A 17066-nucleotide genomic window follows, 5' to 3' on the forward strand; every position below is an offset into this window, starting at 1 on the left:
GCGACCGGAAGCCTCTTGACGCCGCCCCCCTCCATCGGCGTCACTGCACTGGACGCGCGCGCGTGCGCGTCCCCGCACCGCCCCGATTCCTACCCGCCCCGAGCGTACGGCCGATGAACCGAAGGGAGCCCGGATGAGACTGCTGCTCGTCGAGGACGACAACCACGTGGCCGCCGCCCTGTCCGCGATCCTGAAACGGCACGGCTTCGAGGTCACCCACGCGCGCAGCGGCGAGGAGGCGCTCCAGGCGCTCGTCCCCGAGGTCGACGGCTTCGGCGTCGTCCTGCTCGACCTGGGCCTGCCCGACCAGGACGGCTACGAGGTCTGCGGCAAGATCCGCAAGCGCACCAGCACCCCGGTCATCATGGTCACCGCACGCTCCGACGTGCGCTCCCGCATCCACGGCCTCAACCTCGGCGCCGACGACTACGTGGTCAAGCCGTACGACACCGGGGAACTGCTCGCCCGGATCCACGCCGTCAGCCGGCGCACCCTGCACGAGGAGGCCACCGGGAGCACCGAGACCGTCGTCCGCCTCGGCGGCGTGCGCATCGAGCTGCCGACACGTCAGGTGAGCGTGGACGGTTCGGTCGTCCAACTCACCCGCAAGGAGTTCGATCTGCTCGCCCTGCTCGCCCAGCGCCCAGGTGTGGTCTTTCGCCGCGAGCAGATCATCAGCGAGGTGTGGCGCACCAGCTGGGAGGGGACCGGGCGCACCCTGGAGGTGCACGTCGCCTCCCTGCGCTCGAAGCTGCACATGCCCGCGCTGATCGAGACCGTCCGCGGCGTCGGCTACCGCCTCGTCGCCCCCACCGCCTAGCGGGGCCGGGTGAGCACACGCCTGCTCCCGCTGCTCATCGTCCTGATGGCGGCCGTACTGCTCGCGCTCGGCGTGCCCCTCGGCGTCAGCGTCGCCCGCGCGGAGCAGCAGAAGGTCGTCATCGACCGCATAGACGACACGGCACGCTTCGCCGCGCTCGCCCAGTTCGTCACCGAGGACGGGACGGGCGGCTCGCGCCAGACCGACACGGACGAGCGCCTGGCGACCCTGCAGACCGAGCTGACCAGCTACTACGAGGTCTACGGCATCAAGGCGGGCGTCTTCTACCGCAACCACATCCCGATGGCCAACGCGCCCACGACGTGGTTCCTGCCGCAGACCGGCGAGGTCCGCGAGTCCTTCGACGAGGCGCTGCTCAGCCGCCGCAGCCACGACCCCCAGCAGGTGTGGCCCTGGCAGGACGGCACGCTCGTGGTGGCCTCGCCGGTCATCCGGGACGGCGACGTGGTCGCGGTCGTCGTCACCGAGTCGCCGACCGACTCGATGCGCTCGGGGATCCTGCGCGGCTGGCTGGTCATCGGCGCCGGGGAGGTCGCCGCGATGCTGCTCGCCGTCGGTGCCGCACTGCGGCTGACCGGGTGGGTGCTCAGGCCGGTGCGGGTGCTCGACGCCACCACCCACGACATCGCCACCGGGCGGCTCAAGTCGCGGGTCGCGCCGTCCGGGGGGCCGCCGGAGCTCAGACGCCTGGCCCGGTCGTTCAACGAGATGGCCGATCACGTGGAGGACGTGCTGGAACAGCAGCGGGCCTTCGTCGCCGACGCCTCGCACCAGCTGCGCAATCCGCTCGCCGCGCTCCTGCTGCGCATCGAGCTGCTCGCCCTGGAGCTGCCCGAGGGCAACGAGGAGATCGCCTCCGTCCAGACCGAGGGCAAACGCCTCGCCCGGGTCCTGGACGACCTGCTCGACCTGGCGCTCGCCGAGCACAGCCAGGCCGACCTGAAGGTCACCGACATCGGGGCGCTGGCCGCCGAGCGGGTGGCGGCCTGGGCACCGACGGCCGGGGCCAAGGGCGTACGGCTGGTCGGCGACTGCCCGCCGACCACCGGCTGGGCCGACCCGGTGAGCCTGTCGAGCGCCCTGGACGCGGTCATCGACAACGCGGTGAAGTTCACGCCGCGCGACGAGACCGTCCGGGTCGCCGTCTCCTCCACGGGGGAGGCTGCCACCGTCGTCGTCACCGACAACGGTCCCGGACTCACCGACGAGGAGCTCGTGCGCGTGGGCGACCGTTTCTGGCGCAGCGGCCGGCACCAGAACGTCAAGGGCTCCGGCCTGGGCCTGTCCATCTGTCGCGCCCTGCTGGAGGCGGGCGACGGCTCGATCTCCTTCGGCCGCCACGAGCCGCACGGCCTGGAGGTCACCGTCACCGTGCCCAGGACCGGTAAGGCGCTCACGGAGCCGCGGCGGGAACGGCCCTACGGCTTGACCGACCGGTAGTAGCGCCGGGCGCCCTCGTGCAGCTCCAGCGGGTCGGTGTAGATCGCCGTACGCAGGTCCACCAGTTGCGCGGAGTGCACGTGCGCGCCGATCCCGTCGCGGCTGTCGAGCACGGTCCGGGTCAGCCACTCGGTGAGGCGCGGATCGACGTCCGCGCGGGTGATCAGCAGGTTGGACACCGCCATCGTCGGCACCACCGCGCCGTTCTGGACGGTGGGGTAGGCCGACTCCGGCATGTTGGTGGTGCGGTAGTAGCGGGTCGCGCCGCCCGACTTGTGCAGCTTGGTGACCAGGTCGTCGCCGATCGGTACGAACCGGAAGGCGGAGCTCTCCGCAAGCTCCCTCAGGCCGTCCGTCGGTACGCCGCCGGACCAGAAGAACGCGTCCAGCTCGTCGCCGAGGCGCCCGGGGCCGGTGTCGATCCCGTCCGCCCGGGGCGTGATGTCCGTCTCCGGGTCGATGCCCACCGCCTTCAGCAGCCGGGTGGCTATCAGCCGCACCCCCGAGTTGGGCAGCCCGATGGCCACCCGCTTGCCGCGCAGGTCGGCCACCGACTGGATGTCGGAGTCGACCGGTACGACGAGCTGCACGTAGTCGTCGTACAGCCGGGTGACCCCGCGCAGTTCCTCGGCACCGGGCCGGCCGGCCAGTTTGTACGTCTCGACCGCGTCGGCGGCGGCGATGGTGAAGTCGGCCTTCCCGGACGCCACCCGCTCGACGTTCTCCTGCGAGCCCGCACTGGTCATCAGCCGCACGTCCAGGTCCGGCATGTCCTTGCGCAGCTCGGTGCGCAGCAGCTCGCCGTACTTCTGGTAGACGCCCGCGCGGGTGCCCGTGCTGAACGTGATCGTGCCGCCCGGCGGCTTCTCGCCCAGCGGCAGCAGCCACCACAGCAGCAGCCCGAGCACGACGGCACCGCCGACCGCGCCCTGGACGGCACGGCGCCTGCCGATACGGGAGAGCAGCGTGGACATGGGGGCGATCCTGCCAGGCGGCCCCCGCACTGACCAGGGCCGGGCTCACACGGCGGCAGCACGGCACGTGCCTGCCCGGCGTCGGTCCTGCCCAGCGCTGGACTCGGCCCGGTCGCCCCCCGAGCCCCGCGTGCGACGGCCCCGGCACCTGTGCGCCGGGGCCGCGTCCGTTGCGGTGGCCGTGCCGTGTCCGTGGCCGTGGTCCGTTTCCCTGGCCGCGGCCGGGACCGGGGTCAGTCGCCGACCGACGCCTCCGCCTCCGCCGCCCGGTGCGCCGTCCCCTCGGTGGGGCCGCCGGGACGGTCGGGGTTGTCCCGGCGCCGGAAGAGGCGCGTCGCCAGCGGCTCGGTGAAGCGCGCGGTGAGGGGACCGAGGACGACCAGGATGAGCACGTACGCCGTGGCCAGCGGGCCCAGCGACGGCTCGATGCCGGCCGAGACCGCGAGGCCCGCGATGACGATGGAGAACTCGCCGCGCGCCACGAGCGCGCCGCCCGCCCGCCACCGGCCCTTGACGGAGATCCCGGCCCGCCGCGCCGCCCAGTACCCGGTGGCGATCTTCGTCACGGCGGTCAGCAGCGCCAGCGCCAGCGCGGGCAGCACGACCGGCGGAATGCTCGCCGGGTCCGTGTGCAGCCCGAAGAACACGAAGAAGACCGCCGCGAACAGGTCCCGCAGCGGGCTCAGCAGCGTGTGCGCGCCCTCCGCGACCTCCCCGGACAGCGCGATGCCCACCAGGAAGGCGCCCACCGCGGCCGAGACCTGGAGCTGCTGGGCGACACCGGCGACCAGGATCGTCAGACCCAGCACCACCAGGAGCAGCTTCTCGGGGTCGTCGCTGGAGACGAAGCGGGAGATGAGCCGGCCGTAGCGCACCGCCACGAACAGCACCAGGCCCGCCGCGGCCAGCGCGACCGCCAGTGTGATGCTCCCGGTCATCAGACCGGCACCGGCGACCAGGGCCGTGACGATGGGCAGGTACACCGCCATCGCCAGGTCCTCCAGGACCAGCACGCTCAGGATCACCGGTGTCTCGCGGTTGCCGACCCGGCCCAGGTCGCCGAGAACCTTCGCGATCACACCGGACGACGAGATCCACGTCACGCCGGCCAGGACCACGGCGGCCACCGGACCCCAGCCCATCAGCAGCGCGGCCACCGCGCCCGGCACGGCGTTGAGCGCGCAGTCGACGAGGCCGGCCGGATAGTGGGACTTGAGGTTGGTCACCAGGTCGCTGGCCGTGTACTCCAGCCCCAGCATCAGCAGCAGGAGGATGACACCGATCTCGGCGCCGGTCGCGACGAACTCCTCACTCGCGCCGAGCGGGAGCAGCCCGCCCTCGCCGAAGGCCAGCCCGGCCAGCAGATACAGCGGAATGGGGGAGAGGCGGTAGCGGCCGGCGAACCGGCCGAGGAGCCCGAGCCCCAGGATGATGGAACCGAACTCGATCAGCAGAACCGCGGAGTGCACCGGCTCACTCCTGCCCGAGTATCGCGGCGGCGGCGTCGACGCCCTCACGGGTGCCGATGACGATCAAGGTGTCACCACCCACGAGCCGGAAGTCCGGCGCCGGTGAGGGAATCGCCTCGGCCCGCCGCAGCACCGCCACGATCGAGGCACCCGTCTCGGTCCGCAGCCGGGTGTCGCCCAACAGCCGCCCGTTCCAGCGGGAGGTGGCGGCCACCTCGATCCGCTCGGCGACCAGTCCCAGATCGGTGGTGTAGAGCAGGCTCGCGCTGTGGTGGGAGGGCTTCAGGGCGTCGATCAGCGCCCCCGCCTCGGGGGCGCTCAGCCGCAGCGAGTGGGCACAGGAATCGGGGTCGTCGGACCGGTACACGTTCACCGTGCGGGCACCGTCGCGGTGGGCCACCACCGACAGGTGACGGTGTTCCCGGGTCACCAGGTCGTACTGGACCCCGATACCCGGGAGCGGCGTCGCCCTCAGGCGTGGAGCTGACACGTGCTTTCCCCTCATTCGTCCTGCGTGGCCTGCCGCGCCTCGTGCTGCCCTGCTGCGTTCGCGCACGTGGGTGCCGTGCTCGCGACCTCGCCATGCTGCCATCCGCACGTACGGTGGCGATATGGGTGTCGTGACGGATATACGCAGCCGGGAGCGGTCGGCGAAGCTGGCCGCGGGGGTGTCGTGCGAGCGGGCCGGGAGGAGCGGGAAGAGGAACGTGTCGCTGTTCTGGCGGATCTTCTCGCTCAACGCCGCCGGCCTGGTCGTCGCCACCGCACTGCTACTGGGACCGGTCACCGTGTCGACGCCCGTGCTGGCCGGGGAGGCCCTCGTCCTGCTGGTGGGCCTCGCGGCGCTGCTGGTCGGCAACGCGGTCGTGCTGCGCATCGGACTCACCCCGCTGCACCGGCTGGGCCGGGCCATGTCCACCGCCGACCTGCTGGTGCCGGGGACCCGGCCCAGGGTCTCCGGACCGGCCGAGGCGGCGCAGCTGATCGCGACGTACAACACGATGCTGGACCGGCTCCAGGCCGAACGCACCGCCGGTGCGGGACGGGCGCTCAAGGCCCAGGAACGCGAACGCCACCGCATCGCCCGTGAACTCCACGACGAGGTCGGCCAGACCCTCACCGCCGTCCTCCTCCAGCTCAAGCGCGTCGCGGACCGGGTCCCCGGGGAACTGCGCGAGGAGGTGACCCTGGCGCAGGAGGCGACCCGGGCCGGGCTCGACGAGATCCGCCGCATCGCGCGCCGGCTGCGCCCCGGCGTCCTGGAGGAACTCGGTCTGGCCAGCGCCCTGCGCTCGCTCGCCGCCGAGTTCACGCACCACGGACTGACCGTCCAGCACCACATCCCCGGCGACCTGCCCCCGCTCGCCCCGGAGGACGAACTCGTGCTCTACCGGGTCGCCCAGGAAGGCCTCACCAACACCGCCCGCCACGCGTCCGCGGCCCGCGCGGCGCTCACGCTGCGCCCGCTTCCCGACGGCGCCGGAGTCGAACTGCTCGTCCGCGACGACGGCACCGGCCTCGGCACGGCCGTCGAGGGCACCGGCATCCGCGGGATGCGGGAGCGGGCCCTGCTGATAGGAGCCGAGATCCACTTCGAACCCGCCCCCGGAGGGGGCACCGCCGTACGCCTGCGCGTCCCCGCGTCGCCGCCCGGGGACCGTCCCGCAGACCGAACCGGAGACAGCCCCTGATGTCCCAACGGCCCCCGATCCGCGTCCTGCTCGCCGACGACCACACCCTCGTACGCCGCGGAGTCCGCCTCATCCTGGACGGCGAACCCGATCTGACGGTGGTCGCCGAGGCCGGTGACGGTGCCGAGGCGGTCGCGGCCGCGCGGGCCACCGAGGTCGACCTGGCCGTCCTGGACGTCGCCATGCCCCGCATGACCGGCCTCCAGGCGGCCCGCGAACTCTCCCGCCGCCTGCCCGGGCTGCGCATCCTGATCCTGACCATGTACGACAACGAGCAGTACTTCTTCGAGGCCCTCAAGGCGGGCGCCTGCGGATACGTCCTCAAGTCCGTCGCCGACCGCGACCTGGTCGAGGCGTGCCGGGCCGCCGTGCGCGACGAGCCGTTCATCTATCCCGGCGCGGAACGGGCCCTCGTCCGCTCCTACCTGGACCGCGTGCAGGGCGGTGGCGGCCTGCCCGAACGCCCGATCACCGAGCGCGAGGAGGAGATCCTCAAGCTCGTCGCCGAGGGCCACACCTCCAAGGAGATCGGCGAACTGCTCTTCATCAGCGCCAAGACCGTCGAACGCCACCGCGCGAACCTCCTCCAGAAGCTGGGCGTGCGCGACCGCCTGGAGCTCACCCGGTACGCGATCCGCGCGGGGCTCATCGAACCCTGAGCCCCCGCCCCACCGCGTGACGCCGGTCAGCAGCCGATCGGCACGGAGCCCACGGCCACGTCGTCGAACCGCAGGGTGTCGTCGCCCGTCGCGTAGCTTTCCCAGCCCAGTCGCAGGGCGGTCGGCCGGGGGGCGCCGCCGCGGGCGAGCCACTGCTGGTCGACGTCCTGCGTCGGTACCCCGTCGGCGTGCAGGCCGGGGACCTGTTCGTCGCCGAGCCAGGTGTCGAGGTGGCCGGCCGAGGTGTCGACCGCGAACCGCAGACACCGCCAGCCGTCCGTCGGCAGCGGCCTGCTCAGCGCGACCCCGGCCGGACTCTGCGCGGGCAGGGTGGCGTCGTCGCTCTCCCGGTTCCACTGGAGCGCGCCGTTCTGGCCGCCCACACGCAGCGCCCGGCCGCCCTGCGCGGAGTCCGGCATCGCCACGAAGGTGACGTGCGAGGTGGGCAGCGCGGTGGTGTGCCGGACCCACATGCGCACGTACAGCACGGGGCCGACCGACGACAGGTTTGCGGCATGGGCGACGAAGGCGTGGTTGCAGTAGCCGGCCCGGCCGTCCACGCGCAGCGACCTGCCGCCCCCGTGCGACACCGCCGAGTCGACGGCGACCGTGCCCGTGCCCTGGCAGTCGGGCGCGGTGAACCGCCACTCGCCGGACGGCTCGGGCCCGGCCTGGTCCTCGAAGCCCGAGCAGATCACGGCGTCACCGCACTCCGCGGACGGCGGCGGCGTGGTGGCGGGCGGCGTGGTCGGTGGCGTGGTGGTGGGCGGTGGTGTGGTGGGCGGTGTCCCGCCGTCACCGCCGCAGGAGGAGCCGTTCAGCGCGAAGTCGTCCGGCAGGGGGTCGGCGGACCGCCAGGTCCCCTGCACTCCGAACTCGGCGGTGCCGCCGGTGGCCAGCGCGCCGTTCCAGCCGGCGTCGACGGCGACGACGGACGCGCCGGTCTGCGTGACGGTCGCGTTCCACGCCGACGTCACCTGCTGATCACCGGCGTAGGTCCAGGTCAGGCGCCAGTCGTTCACCGCGGGGCCGAGGTTGGTGACCCGTACCCGGGCGGTGTAGCCGCCCGCCCAGGCATCGACGGCGTAGTCGACCCGGCAGGCGGCCGCTGCCGCACCGCTCGCGGGCATCGCCCCCAGCACCGACACCACCAGCGCGACGGCTGCCACCGCCGCGGTCCAGGGCCGGCGCAGCAATCGGAGAAGTCGGGTGCGCACAGGGTGCCTCCAGTGCGGGAGAAGGGATGCGTGAGCGCCCCTGCCGTGCGGGCTGTTGTGGGAGCGCTCCCACAACAGGACAGCGGGTCTGACGGTGTACTGTCAATATGTGCGCGGCGTGGGGTGCGATCGCGACCGCCTACTCTTGTTGCCATGAGCAGCATCGACCGGAGCCAGTCAGTGGGCGGCACGCGCACCTACGAAGTACGCACCTACGGGTGCCAGATGAACGTCCACGACTCCGAGCGATTGTCCGGCCTGCTGGAGGACGCGGGCTACGTCCGCGCCCCCGAGGGCGCCGACGGCGACGCGGACGTCGTCGTCTTCAACACCTGCGCCGTACGGGAGAACGCCGACAACAAGCTGTACGGCAACCTCGGCCACCTCGCCCCGAAGAAGGCGAGCCGCCCCGGCATGCAGATCGCGGTCGGCGGCTGCCTGGCGCAGAAGGACCGCGACACCATCGTGAAGCGGGCGCCCTGGGTGGACGTCGTCTTCGGCACCCACAACATCGGCAAGCTCCCGGTGCTGCTGGAGCGGGCCCGGGTGCAGGAGGAGGCGCAGGTCGAGATCGCCGAGTCCCTGGAGGCGTTCCCGTCCACGCTGCCCACCCGGCGCGAGAGCGCGTACGCGGCCTGGGTGTCCATCTCCGTCGGCTGCAACAACACCTGCACCTTCTGCATCGTCCCCGCGCTGCGCGGCAAGGAGAAGGACCGCCGGCCCGGCGACATCCTCGCCGAGGTCGAGGCCCTGGTCGCGGAGGGCGTCAGCGAGATCACCCTCCTCGGGCAGAACGTCAACGCCTACGGCTCCGACATCGGCGACCGCGAGGCGTTCAGCAAGCTGCTGCGCGCCTGCGGGAACATCGACGGGCTGGAGCGCGTCCGCTTCACCTCCCCGCACCCCCGCGACTTCACCGACGACGTCATCGCCGCGATGGCCGAGACGCCGAACGTGATGCCGCAGCTGCACATGCCGCTCCAGTCCGGCTCCGACCCGGTGCTCAAGGCGATGCGCCGCTCCTACCGCCAGGAGCGCTACCTGGGGATCATCGAGAAGGTGCGGGCCGCCATCCCGCACGCGGCGATCACCACCGACATCATCGTGGGCTTCCCCGGCGAGACCGAGGAGGATTTCGAGCAGACCCTGCACGTGGTGCGCGAGGCCCGCTTCGCCCAGGCCTTCACCTTCCAGTACTCCAAGCGTCCCGGGACCCCGGCCGCCGAGATGGAGGGCCAGATCCCCAAGGCGGTCGTCCAGGAGCGCTACGAGCGCCTGGTCGCCCTCCAGGAGGAGATCTCCTGGGAGGAGAACAAGAAGCAGGTCGGCCGCACCCTGGAGCTGATGGTCGCCGAGGGCGAGGGCCGCAAGGACGGCGCCACCCACCGCCTCTCCGGCCGCGCCCCCGACAACCGCCTGGTGCACTTCACCAAGCCCGACCAGGAGGTCCGGCCCGGTGACGTGGTGACCGTCGAGATCACCTACGCCGCCCCGCACCACCTCCTCGCCGAGGGGGCGGTGCTCGACGTGCGCCGCACCCGCGCGGGCGACGCCTGGGAGAAGCGCAACACGGCCGAGCAGACCAAGCCCGCCGGTGTGCTGCTCGGCCTGCCCAAGATCGGCGTCCCCGAGCCCCAGCCGGCCGCGGCGAGCGGCTGCGGCTGCGACTGACCGCGGGGGGATGCCCCAGCGGGTCGCGGCACGGGGATACCCTGCCGATCATGCTTGTCGCCGCCGCCGTCTGCCCCTGCCCGCCGCTCCTCGTGCCGGAGGTCGCCGCGGGCGCCGCACCCGAGCTGGACGCCGCGCGCGCCGCGTGCACGGACGCGCTGGGGGTGCTCGCCGCGTCCCGGCCCGACCGGCTCGTGGTCGTCGGACCCGCAAACCGCCCCGGGCCCGAGGTCTACCCGCAGGGCGCGCGGGGCTCCTTCCGGGGCTTCGGCGTGGACCTGGACGTGTACCTGGGCGCCGACAGCGGCGGTGCGGACGGGACCGAGCTGCCCTACGGACTGGCCGTGGGCGCCTGGCTGCTCGGGCGTACCGGCTGGACCGGAGTCCCCGTCGACGGCATCGGTGTCGGCGACGCGCTGTCCGCCGAGCGCTGCGCCGCCCTCGGCCGGGACGTCGCCGCGCGGGGTGGGCGGACGGCGCTGCTGGTGCTGGGCGACGCCAGCGCGTGCCGCACGCTGAAGGCGCCCGGCTACCTCGACGAGCGGGCGGCGCCCTTCGACGCGGAGGTGGGCCGCGCCCTGGGAGCGGCGGACCCGGCCGCACTCGCCGCGCTGGACGTCGCACTGGCCCGCGAGCTCAAGGTGTCCGGCCGGGCGCCCTGGCAGGTCCTCGCGGCCGCGGCCGACGACACGGACCTCACCGGCACACTGCTCTACGAGGACGCGCCCTACGGAGTCGGGTACATCGCGGCCACCTGGTCCTAGCGGCCGGGTGACACCGCGCCCTCGGGTGCCCGGAGCGGGGCGGGGGGTGCGGACGGGCGGGTGTGGTTCCGCCGGGCGGGGGCCGTGGACGGTCTGGGCCGTTCCGCCCGTTCCGGGCTCGCGGACGAGGCGGCGATCCATCGCTGCTGTTCCGCCTCCGCGGACGGTCCTGGCCGGTCTGCCGTTCAGGTCCCGGGCGCGGTCGGCGCCAGTTCGGCTCGGGGGGACGGCGACGGCCCGAGTCGGTCCACTGTCCGCGGCCGTAGGTGAGGCGGGGCCGGTGCACGGGGTCCGCTCCCGCTCCCCGGACGGTCCGGAGCCGCGTCGGCCAGCCGCAGCCCATGCACAGGCCCCGGCTCAGCCCCCGCCGGACGGCCGGGAGCGGCCCGGAGGACCGGCTCCGCGGACGAGCCGGAGCCGGTCCACCGGCCCGTTCCATGGACGGCCCGGAGGCGTGGCACCGCTCCGGCTCCGTGACCGTCCGACGGTGACGGTGCGCCCGGTCGGCGCACCCGGTCGGCGCACCCGGTCGGCGCGCCGGGTCAGGACGCCGGGGGCGGTCCGGCCGGAGGGGTGCCGCCGGGCGTTCCGCCAGGCGCGTCGCCGCCTCCTTCCCTGCCCGTGTCGTCCTTGTCGTCCTTGTGGGCGAGGCGGTCCATGGCGCCCTTGGCCTTGCCCGTGCCCGTCTGGATCCGGTCGCTGTACTTGCCCTTGGTCCGCTCGTCGACCGTCCGCGCCATCTTGTCGAGACCGCGGTCGATCTTGTCGCCGTGCTGCTGCGCGAGGTCGGAGACCTTGCCCTTCGCCGGTTCGAGTCTGGCCTTCAAGTTGTCCAGGAGACCCATGGTTCGCCTTCCCTCACGGGGCAGTCAGGTGCGGGCGCCCTTGTCGGCCTCGTTGTCGACGGCCTCCCCGGCGGACTGCTGCTTGGGGATGCCGACGCTCTCCGAGTCGTCGGCCTCGGCGGCGGCTGCGTCGGCGGCCTCGTCGGCCTCCGCCGTGTCGCGAGGACCGGCGTCGGCCGTCTCCACGGCCTCGGCAGCCTTCACCTCCGCCGCGTCCCCGGTGTCCGGGGTGTCGGTCCGCGTCTCCGCGCCCGACGCCTCCTCGGTGTTCTTCGACCTCCGAAAAAGCCGTGCAAAAACGCCCATATCAACTCCATACGTTACTCGTGCGGGCGAAATCCCGCGGCATCCGGTGCGTCCGTTTGCGTGGCCGGGGCCATGACCCGGTGGTCCGGGGAGCGGGAACCTCGCAACGGGCAACGACCCCGGCAGCCGACCGTCACGTAACTCGTTCGAGGGTCAGGTGAGAGGTTTGCGAGACTGGTGCGGTGAGCAGCACACCCCCCTCCCCCCGCGTCATCGCCGTAGTCGGACCCACCGCGGCCGGAAAGTCCGATCTGGGCGTCTTCCTGGCCGAGCGACTGGGCGGCGAGGTCGTCAACGCCGACTCCATGCAGCTGTACCGCGGGATGGACATCGGCACCGCCAAGCTGACGCCCGAGGAGCGCGGTGGCGTCCCGCATCATCTGCTGGACATCTGGGACGTGACGGTCACCGCGTCCGTCGCCGAGTACCAGCGCCTCGCGCGGGAGCGGATCGACGCGCTGCTCGGTGAAGGGCGCTGGCCCGTCCTGGTCGGCGGCTCCGGCCTGTACGTCCGCGGGGCCGTCGACCACCTGGAGTTCCCCGGCACCGACCCCGAGATCAGGACCCGCCTGGAGGAGGAGCTCGAACTGCGCGGCTCGGGTGCCCTGCACGCCCGCCTGGCCGCCGCCGACCCGGAGGCGGCGCGCGCCATCCTGCCCAGCAACGGGCGCCGGATCGTGCGGGCCCTGGAGGTGATCGAGATCACCGGCCGCCCCTTCACCGCGAACCTCCCCGGTCACGACTCCGTCTACGACACCGTGCAGATCGGCGTCGACGTGGCGCGCCCCGAACTGCACGAGCGCATCGCCCTGCGCGTCGACCGGATGTGGGAGGCCGGTCTGGTCGACGAGGTGCGCGCACTGGAGGCGCAGGGGCTGCGCGAGGGGCGTACGGCGTCGCGCGCGCTCGGCTACCAGCAGGTCCTCGCGGCGCTCGCCGGCGAGTGCACGCTCGACGAGGCCCGCGCCGAGACCGTCCGTGCCACCAAGCGCTTCGCGCGCCGTCAGGATTCGTGGTTCAGGCGCGATCCGCGGGTGCATTGGCTCAGTGGGGGTGTGGCGGATCGCACGGAACTTCCGCGGCTCGCCCTGTCGTTGGTCGAACGACCGGTTACAGCCTGATCACGTGATGGCATCGGGACGCCCCGGCCGTCATCCGGGCCTTCGGCGGCGTGCCATCATCGAGCTTCGATCGACCGAGTGAGTCCTAGTTGGGAGGGCGCGTGGCGATGGAGGCCGGCCCTCGCGACACCGCACCGAGCACCGAGCACGGCACCGCCGCCCCGGGCGGACCGGAGCCGGACGGCGGCGCCCTGAGCCCCGACGGCCCCGACGAGACGCCGCAGGGCGTCACCGGCGACGGTCCCGCGCCCGACGAGATGTACGGGGACGAGGTCGAGGTCGAGCTGCGTCCCCAGCGCCGCCTGCGGATCTGGCAGCTCGCGCCCATCGTGTGCCTGGCCGCGCTCGGCTCCCTGATGTTCGCCTTCCCGCTCGCCTTCGACTTCGGCGACAGCGGCGCCGTGATCGCGATGCTGGGCCTGCTGATCTGCTCCTGCGCGGCCGGCTGGGGCATGATGGCCGCCCGCCGGGTCGGATACACCTGGCCGGGTCTGCCCCAGCGCGGGTCGGGGCGCCGTGCCGACTGGCGGACGATCCTCGTGTACGCGCTGGCGGTCGCCGCGGTCGTCGTCCTGGCCGTGTGGCGGGTCGCCCGCCTGCGGGGCTGACGAATCCCTCCGCCCGGGGCCGTCCCGCGCCCCTCGTCGTCGTACCGTGCCCACCCCGTACGATCGAGGAATGAGCACGCGGATCGCCTTCCTCAAGGGTCACGGCACCGAGAACGACTTCGTGATCGTTCCCGACCCGGAGAACGCCATCGACCTGCCTCCCGCCGCCGTCGCCGCGCTGTGCGACCGTCGCGCGGGGCTCGGCGGGGACGGCCTGCTGCACGTGGTGCGGTCCGCGGCACACCCCGAGGCCCGGGGCATGGCCGCCGAGGCGGAGTGGTTCATGGACTACCGCAACGGCGACGGCTCGGTCGCGGAGATGTGCGGCAACGGCGTGCGGGTCTTCGCGCGCTACCTCCAGCGCGCGGGCCACGCCGCCGAGGGCGACCTCGCCATCGCCACGCGCGGGGGAGTGAAGCGCGTGCACATCGCCAAGTCCGTCTCCGACGGCGGCTTGGCCGCGGGCGACATCACCGTCGGCATGGGCCGCGCGCTGCTGCCCGAGACGGACGTCGAGGTGAGCGTGGGCGAGCGCAGCTGGCCCGCGCGGAACGTGAACATGGGCAACCCGCACGCGGTCGCCTTCGTCGCCGACCTCGCCCACGCCGGCGACCTGTACACCCCGCCGTCCCACGCTCCCGCCGACGCCTACCCGGACGGGGTCAACGTCGAGTTCGTGGTCGACCGGGGCCCCGGCCACGTCGCGATGCGCGTCCACGAACGCGGCTCCGGCGAGACCCGCTCCTGCGGCACCGGCGCGTGTGCCGTCGCGGTCGCCGCCGCCCGCCGGGACGGTGTCGACCCGGCGGTCACCGGTACCCCGGCCACGTACACCGTCGACGTGCCCGGCGGCACCCTGGTGATCACCGAGCGCCCGGACGGCGAGATCGAGATGACCGGGCCCGCCGTGATCGTCGCGGAGGGCGAGTTCGACTCGGCATGGCTGGAGGGGGTACGCGCCTGAAGGGGAACCCGGTGACCATGGCCGAGGTGAACCACAGCCCGGTCCATGACACTCAGTGCGAAAACGTAAACCCTCGGACCATCGCTCGAATGGGTGATCCGTTTCACGCTCGGCGAGAGGCGGTCGGCCGCACGTGATGGGCTCGATAGCATCAAGCACCGGCCCGGACGGGGGACCGACAGCATCCCCTGAGCCGTGTCCGCCCTGGGATTCCCCGTCCGCCGGTCCGCGCAGCCGGAGGTGCCCATGAATGCGGAGGCCGTGAATCCAGCGAGCCCGGGCCCCGTGCCGCCCGCGGCCACCGGTGCGGTCGCGCCGGCGCCCCGCAGGAAGGCCCGTCCCCGGATCGACCTGCGCCGGCTGGGCCGCGCCGCCCTGCTCGGCTCCGCCACCCGCAGCCGGGGCGGCCTCCCCGACGCCATCGGCCACGTCGTCGAGGCCCATCGCGCCCACCATCCCGACGCCGACCTCGACCCGCTGCGCCGCGCGTACGTCCTGGCCGAGTCCTCGCACCGCGGCCAGATGCGCAAGAGCGGCGAGCCGTACATCACCCACCCCCTCGCCGTCACGCTGATCCTCGCCGAGCTCGGCGCGGAGACCACCACCCTGACCGCCTCGCTCCTGCACGACACCGTCGAGGACACCGAGGTGACGCTCGACCAGGTCGGCGAGCAGTTCGGCGCCGAGGTCCGCTACCTCGTCGACGGCGTCACCAAGCTGGAGAAGGTCGACTACGGCGCCGCCGCCGAACCCGAGACCTTCCGCAAGATGCTCCTGGCCACCGGCAACGACGTCCGGGTGATGTCGATCAAACTCGCCGACCGGCTGCACAACATGCGCACCCTCGGCGTCATGCGCCGCGAGAAGCAGGAACGCATCGCCAAGGTCACCCGCGACGTCCTCATCCCGCTCGCCGAACGGCTCGGCGTCCAGGCGCTCAAGTCCGAGCTGGAGGACCTCGTCTTCGCGGTCATGCACCCTGAGGAGTACGCGCACACGCGGGACCTGGTCCAGGAGAACGCCGCCCGCTCCGACGACCCGCTCACCTCGGTGGCCGACGAGGTGCGGGGGGTGCTGCGCGAGGCCGACATCCCGGCCGAAGTCCTCATCCGCCCGCGCCACTTCGTCTCCGTGCACCGCGTCTCCCGCAAGCGCGGCACGCTCCGCGGCGCGGACTTCGGCCGCCTCCTGGTGCTCGTCCAGGAGGACGCCGACTGCTACGCCGTCCTCGGTGAACTGCACACCTGTATGACGCCCGTCGTCTCGGAGTTCAAGGACTTCATCGCCGTCCCCAAGTTCAACCTCTACCAGTCGCTGCACACGGCGGTGGCCCGCGCGGAGGACGGCCAGGTCGTCGAGGTCCTCATCCGCACCCACCAGATGCACAAGGTGGCCGAGGCCGGTGTGGTCGCGCTCGGCAACCCGTACGCGCCCCCGTCGGAGGAGCAGAGCACGGGCGACGGCGAGCGCGCCGACCCGACCCGGCCCGGCTGGCTGTCCCGGCTGCTCGACTGGCAGCGCGGCGCGCCCGACCCCGACACCTTCTGGTCCACCCTCCGCGCGGACCTCGCCCAGGACCGCGAGATCACCGTCTTCCGCCCCCACGGCGGCACCCTCGGCCTCCCCGAGGGCGCGACCTGCGTCGACGCCGCCTACGCCCAGTACGGCGAGGACGCGCACGCGACCATCGGCGCCCGGGTCAACGGCCGCCTGGCGACCATGAGCACGGTCCTGCGGGACGGCGACACCGTACAGCTCCTGATGGGGCAGGACGGCGCCTCCGAGCCCTCCAGGGAGTGGCTGGAGCACGCCCACACCCCCGCCGCGCGGATCGCCATCCAGCGCCGGCTCGCGGCCCATCCGGAGCCGGCGCCCGAGGCCGGGGAAGCGGCCCGCGGGGCCGTCGCACCCGAGGCCCAGGCCCACCCCGAGGCCCCACGTCCGGCCCCGGGCACCGCGCCCACCCGCCCCGCCTCCCCGGACGTCCTGGTCGACCTGCCCGGGGCCACCGTGCGGTTGGCGGGTTGCTGCACCCCCGTGCCGCCGGACGAGATCACCGGCTTCGCCGTGCGCGGGGGAGTGGTGACCGTGCACCGCGCCCAGTGCGCGGTGGTGGCGCGCATGAAGGGCGCCGGGCGCACGGAGGTCGGAGTGCGCTGGGGCGAGAGCACCGGGTGCCGGGTGACCCTCCTCGCCGAATCGTTCGGCCGCCCGCACCTCCTGGCCGACCTCACCGAGGCCATGGCCCTCGAAGGCGCCGAGATCGTCTCCGCGACCGTCGAGCCGCCCGACCGCCAGCGGGTCCGGCACAGCTACACCGTGGTGCTCCCGGACGCCGCCCGGCTGCCCGCCCTGATGCGGGCCATGCGCGAGGTGGCCGGCGTGTACGACGTCAGCCGGGCCCAGCCGCAGCCGACCGGCGCCTGAACCGGCACGCCGCGCGGGGACCCGTTCGGGTGCCCCGGGCGCGCCCCGTCGCCGCCGGGCAGGCGCGCG

Annotated in this window: 16 protein-coding genes; 10 read left to right on the plus strand and 6 right to left on the minus strand. The window is 73.4% G+C overall.

Features of this window, described 5'->3' with window-relative positions; all coding sequences use genetic code 11:
- The first annotated feature begins 133 nt into the window (after positions 1–133).
- Together IE94_RS0116150 and IE94_RS0116155 are read left to right on the plus strand one after the other, a co-directional pair.
- Positions 134–820 carry a response regulator transcription factor gene (locus IE94_RS0116150; protein WP_030184343.1) on the plus strand — a complete coding sequence of 229 codons (687 nt, stop codon included), beginning with the start codon at positions 134–136 and terminating at the stop codon, positions 818–820.
- A gap of 9 nt (positions 821–829) precedes the next feature.
- Positions 830–2281 carry a HAMP domain-containing sensor histidine kinase gene (locus IE94_RS0116155; RefSeq protein WP_030184344.1) on the plus strand — a complete coding sequence of 484 codons (1452 nt, stop codon included), beginning with the start codon at positions 830–832 and terminating at the stop codon, positions 2279–2281.
- Here the strand turns inward: IE94_RS0116155 and IE94_RS0116160 are convergent.
- The 3 genes from IE94_RS0116160 to IE94_RS0116170 all read right to left on the minus strand — a co-directional run bounded on the left by IE94_RS0116160 (position 2260) and on the right by IE94_RS0116170 (position 5214).
- On the minus strand, positions 2260–3255 hold the full coding sequence (locus IE94_RS0116160; protein WP_030184346.1) for a TAXI family TRAP transporter solute-binding subunit: 996 nt from the start codon (positions 3253–3255) through the stop codon (positions 2260–2262). The two genes, IE94_RS0116155 and IE94_RS0116160, sit on opposite strands and share 22 nt — an antisense overlap.
- 233 nt (positions 3256–3488) lie before the next feature.
- Positions 3489–4724, minus strand: coding sequence for a cation:proton antiporter (locus IE94_RS0116165; RefSeq protein WP_030184348.1), 1236 nt, complete (start codon positions 4722–4724; stop codon positions 3489–3491).
- Positions 4725–4728: 4 nt separating this feature from the next.
- The gene (locus tag IE94_RS0116170; protein ID WP_030184349.1) at positions 4729–5214 is read right to left on the minus strand and encodes a cation:proton antiporter regulatory subunit; all 486 of its coding nucleotides are present in this window, start codon (positions 5212–5214) and stop codon (positions 4729–4731) included.
- A gap of 121 nt (positions 5215–5335) precedes the next feature.
- On the opposite strand from IE94_RS0116170, the gene IE94_RS0116175 reads away from it, so the two are divergent.
- On the plus strand, positions 5336–6415 hold the full coding sequence (locus IE94_RS0116175; protein ID WP_030184350.1) for a HAMP domain-containing sensor histidine kinase: 1080 nt from the start codon (positions 5336–5338) through the stop codon (positions 6413–6415).
- Positions 6415–7074 (plus strand): response regulator, encoded by a 660-nt coding sequence (locus IE94_RS0116180; protein ID WP_030184352.1) that lies wholly within the window; start codon positions 6415–6417, stop codon positions 7072–7074. Before IE94_RS0116175 ends, IE94_RS0116180 begins: the two co-directional genes overlap by 1 nt.
- Positions 7075–7100: 26 nt before the next feature.
- Here IE94_RS0116180 and IE94_RS0116185 read toward each other — a convergent pair whose 3' ends face one another.
- Positions 7101–8291: a cellulose-binding domain-containing protein gene (locus IE94_RS0116185; protein ID WP_030184353.1), complete on the minus strand. Its 1191-nt coding sequence runs from the start codon at positions 8289–8291 to the stop codon at positions 7101–7103.
- A gap of 153 nt (positions 8292–8444) precedes the next feature.
- Here IE94_RS0116185 and miaB point away from each other — a divergent pair, with 153 nt between their 5' ends.
- On the plus strand, positions 8445–9962 hold the full coding sequence (gene miaB, locus IE94_RS0116190) for a tRNA (N6-isopentenyl adenosine(37)-C2)-methylthiotransferase MiaB (protein WP_030184360.1): 1518 nt from the start codon (positions 8445–8447) through the stop codon (positions 9960–9962).
- Between the two features lie 50 nt (positions 9963–10012).
- Complete coding sequence (locus tag IE94_RS0116195; RefSeq protein WP_030184362.1) at positions 10013–10726, plus strand: class III extradiol dioxygenase subunit B-like domain-containing protein; 714 nt, start codon at positions 10013–10015, stop codon at positions 10724–10726.
- Between the two features lie 542 nt (positions 10727–11268).
- Here IE94_RS0116195 and IE94_RS0116200 read toward each other — a convergent pair.
- Complete coding sequence (locus IE94_RS0116200) at positions 11269–11571, minus strand: antitoxin (protein WP_030184363.1); 303 nt, start codon at positions 11569–11571, stop codon at positions 11269–11271.
- 24 nt (positions 11572–11595) lie between these two features.
- Positions 11596–11877 (minus strand): hypothetical protein, encoded by a 282-nt coding sequence (locus IE94_RS0116205; protein ID WP_030184366.1) that lies wholly within the window; start codon positions 11875–11877, stop codon positions 11596–11598.
- 182 nt (positions 11878–12059) lie between these two features.
- On the opposite strand from IE94_RS0116205, the gene miaA reads away from it, so the two are divergent.
- The 4 genes from miaA (at position 12060) to IE94_RS0116225 (ending at position 16997) form a co-directional block, all read left to right on the plus strand.
- Positions 12060–12998, plus strand: coding sequence for a tRNA (adenosine(37)-N6)-dimethylallyltransferase MiaA (gene miaA / locus IE94_RS0116210; RefSeq protein ID WP_030184368.1), 939 nt, complete (start codon positions 12060–12062; stop codon positions 12996–12998).
- Between the two features lie 107 nt (positions 12999–13105).
- Positions 13106–13606 (plus strand): hypothetical protein, encoded by a 501-nt coding sequence (locus IE94_RS0116215; RefSeq protein ID WP_030184374.1) that lies wholly within the window; start codon positions 13106–13108, stop codon positions 13604–13606.
- 70 nt (positions 13607–13676) lie between these two features.
- Entirely contained in the window at positions 13677–14570 is an 894-nt protein-coding gene (gene dapF, locus IE94_RS0116220; protein WP_030184377.1) for a diaminopimelate epimerase, read from the plus strand.
- A 246-nt stretch (positions 14571–14816) separates the two neighbouring features.
- Positions 14817–16997: a RelA/SpoT family protein gene (locus IE94_RS0116225; protein ID WP_030184379.1), complete on the plus strand. Its 2181-nt coding sequence runs from the start codon at positions 14817–14819 to the stop codon at positions 16995–16997.
- Positions 16998–17066: the final 69 nt, after the last annotated feature.

This window comes from Streptomyces violaceorubidus (assembly GCF_000717995.1).
Classification (GTDB): Bacteria; Actinomycetota; Actinomycetes; order Streptomycetales; family Streptomycetaceae; genus Streptomyces; species Streptomyces violaceorubidus.

What these genes read in the sequence shown, in the direction of transcription:
- IE94_RS0116150 (WP_030184343.1), top strand. Translation starts at nt 134, where the DNA reads ATGAGACTGCTGCTCGTCGAGGACGACAACCACGTGGCCGCCGCCCTG.
- IE94_RS0116160 (WP_030184346.1), bottom strand. Translation starts at nt 3,255, where the DNA reads ATGTCCACGCTGCTCTCCCGTATCGGCAGGCGCCGTGCCGTCCAGGGC.
- IE94_RS0116175 (WP_030184350.1), top strand. Translation starts at nt 5,336, where the DNA reads ATGGGTGTCGTGACGGATATACGCAGCCGGGAGCGGTCGGCGAAGCTG.
- IE94_RS0116180 (WP_030184352.1), top strand. Translation starts at nt 6,415, where the DNA reads ATGTCCCAACGGCCCCCGATCCGCGTCCTGCTCGCCGACGACCACACC.
- miaB (WP_030184360.1), top strand. Translation starts at nt 8,445, where the DNA reads ATGAGCAGCATCGACCGGAGCCAGTCAGTGGGCGGCACGCGCACCTAC.
- IE94_RS0116195 (WP_030184362.1), top strand. Translation starts at nt 10,013, where the DNA reads ATGCTTGTCGCCGCCGCCGTCTGCCCCTGCCCGCCGCTCCTCGTGCCG.
- IE94_RS0116200 (WP_030184363.1), bottom strand. Translation starts at nt 11,571, where the DNA reads ATGGGTCTCCTGGACAACTTGAAGGCCAGACTCGAACCGGCGAAGGGC.
- IE94_RS0116205 (WP_030184366.1), bottom strand. Translation starts at nt 11,877, where the DNA reads ATGGGCGTTTTTGCACGGCTTTTTCGGAGGTCGAAGAACACCGAGGAG.
- IE94_RS0116215 (WP_030184374.1), top strand. Translation starts at nt 13,106, where the DNA reads ATGGAGGCCGGCCCTCGCGACACCGCACCGAGCACCGAGCACGGCACC.
- dapF (WP_030184377.1), top strand. Translation starts at nt 13,677, where the DNA reads ATGAGCACGCGGATCGCCTTCCTCAAGGGTCACGGCACCGAGAACGAC.
- IE94_RS0116225 (WP_030184379.1), top strand. Translation starts at nt 14,817, where the DNA reads ATGAATGCGGAGGCCGTGAATCCAGCGAGCCCGGGCCCCGTGCCGCCC.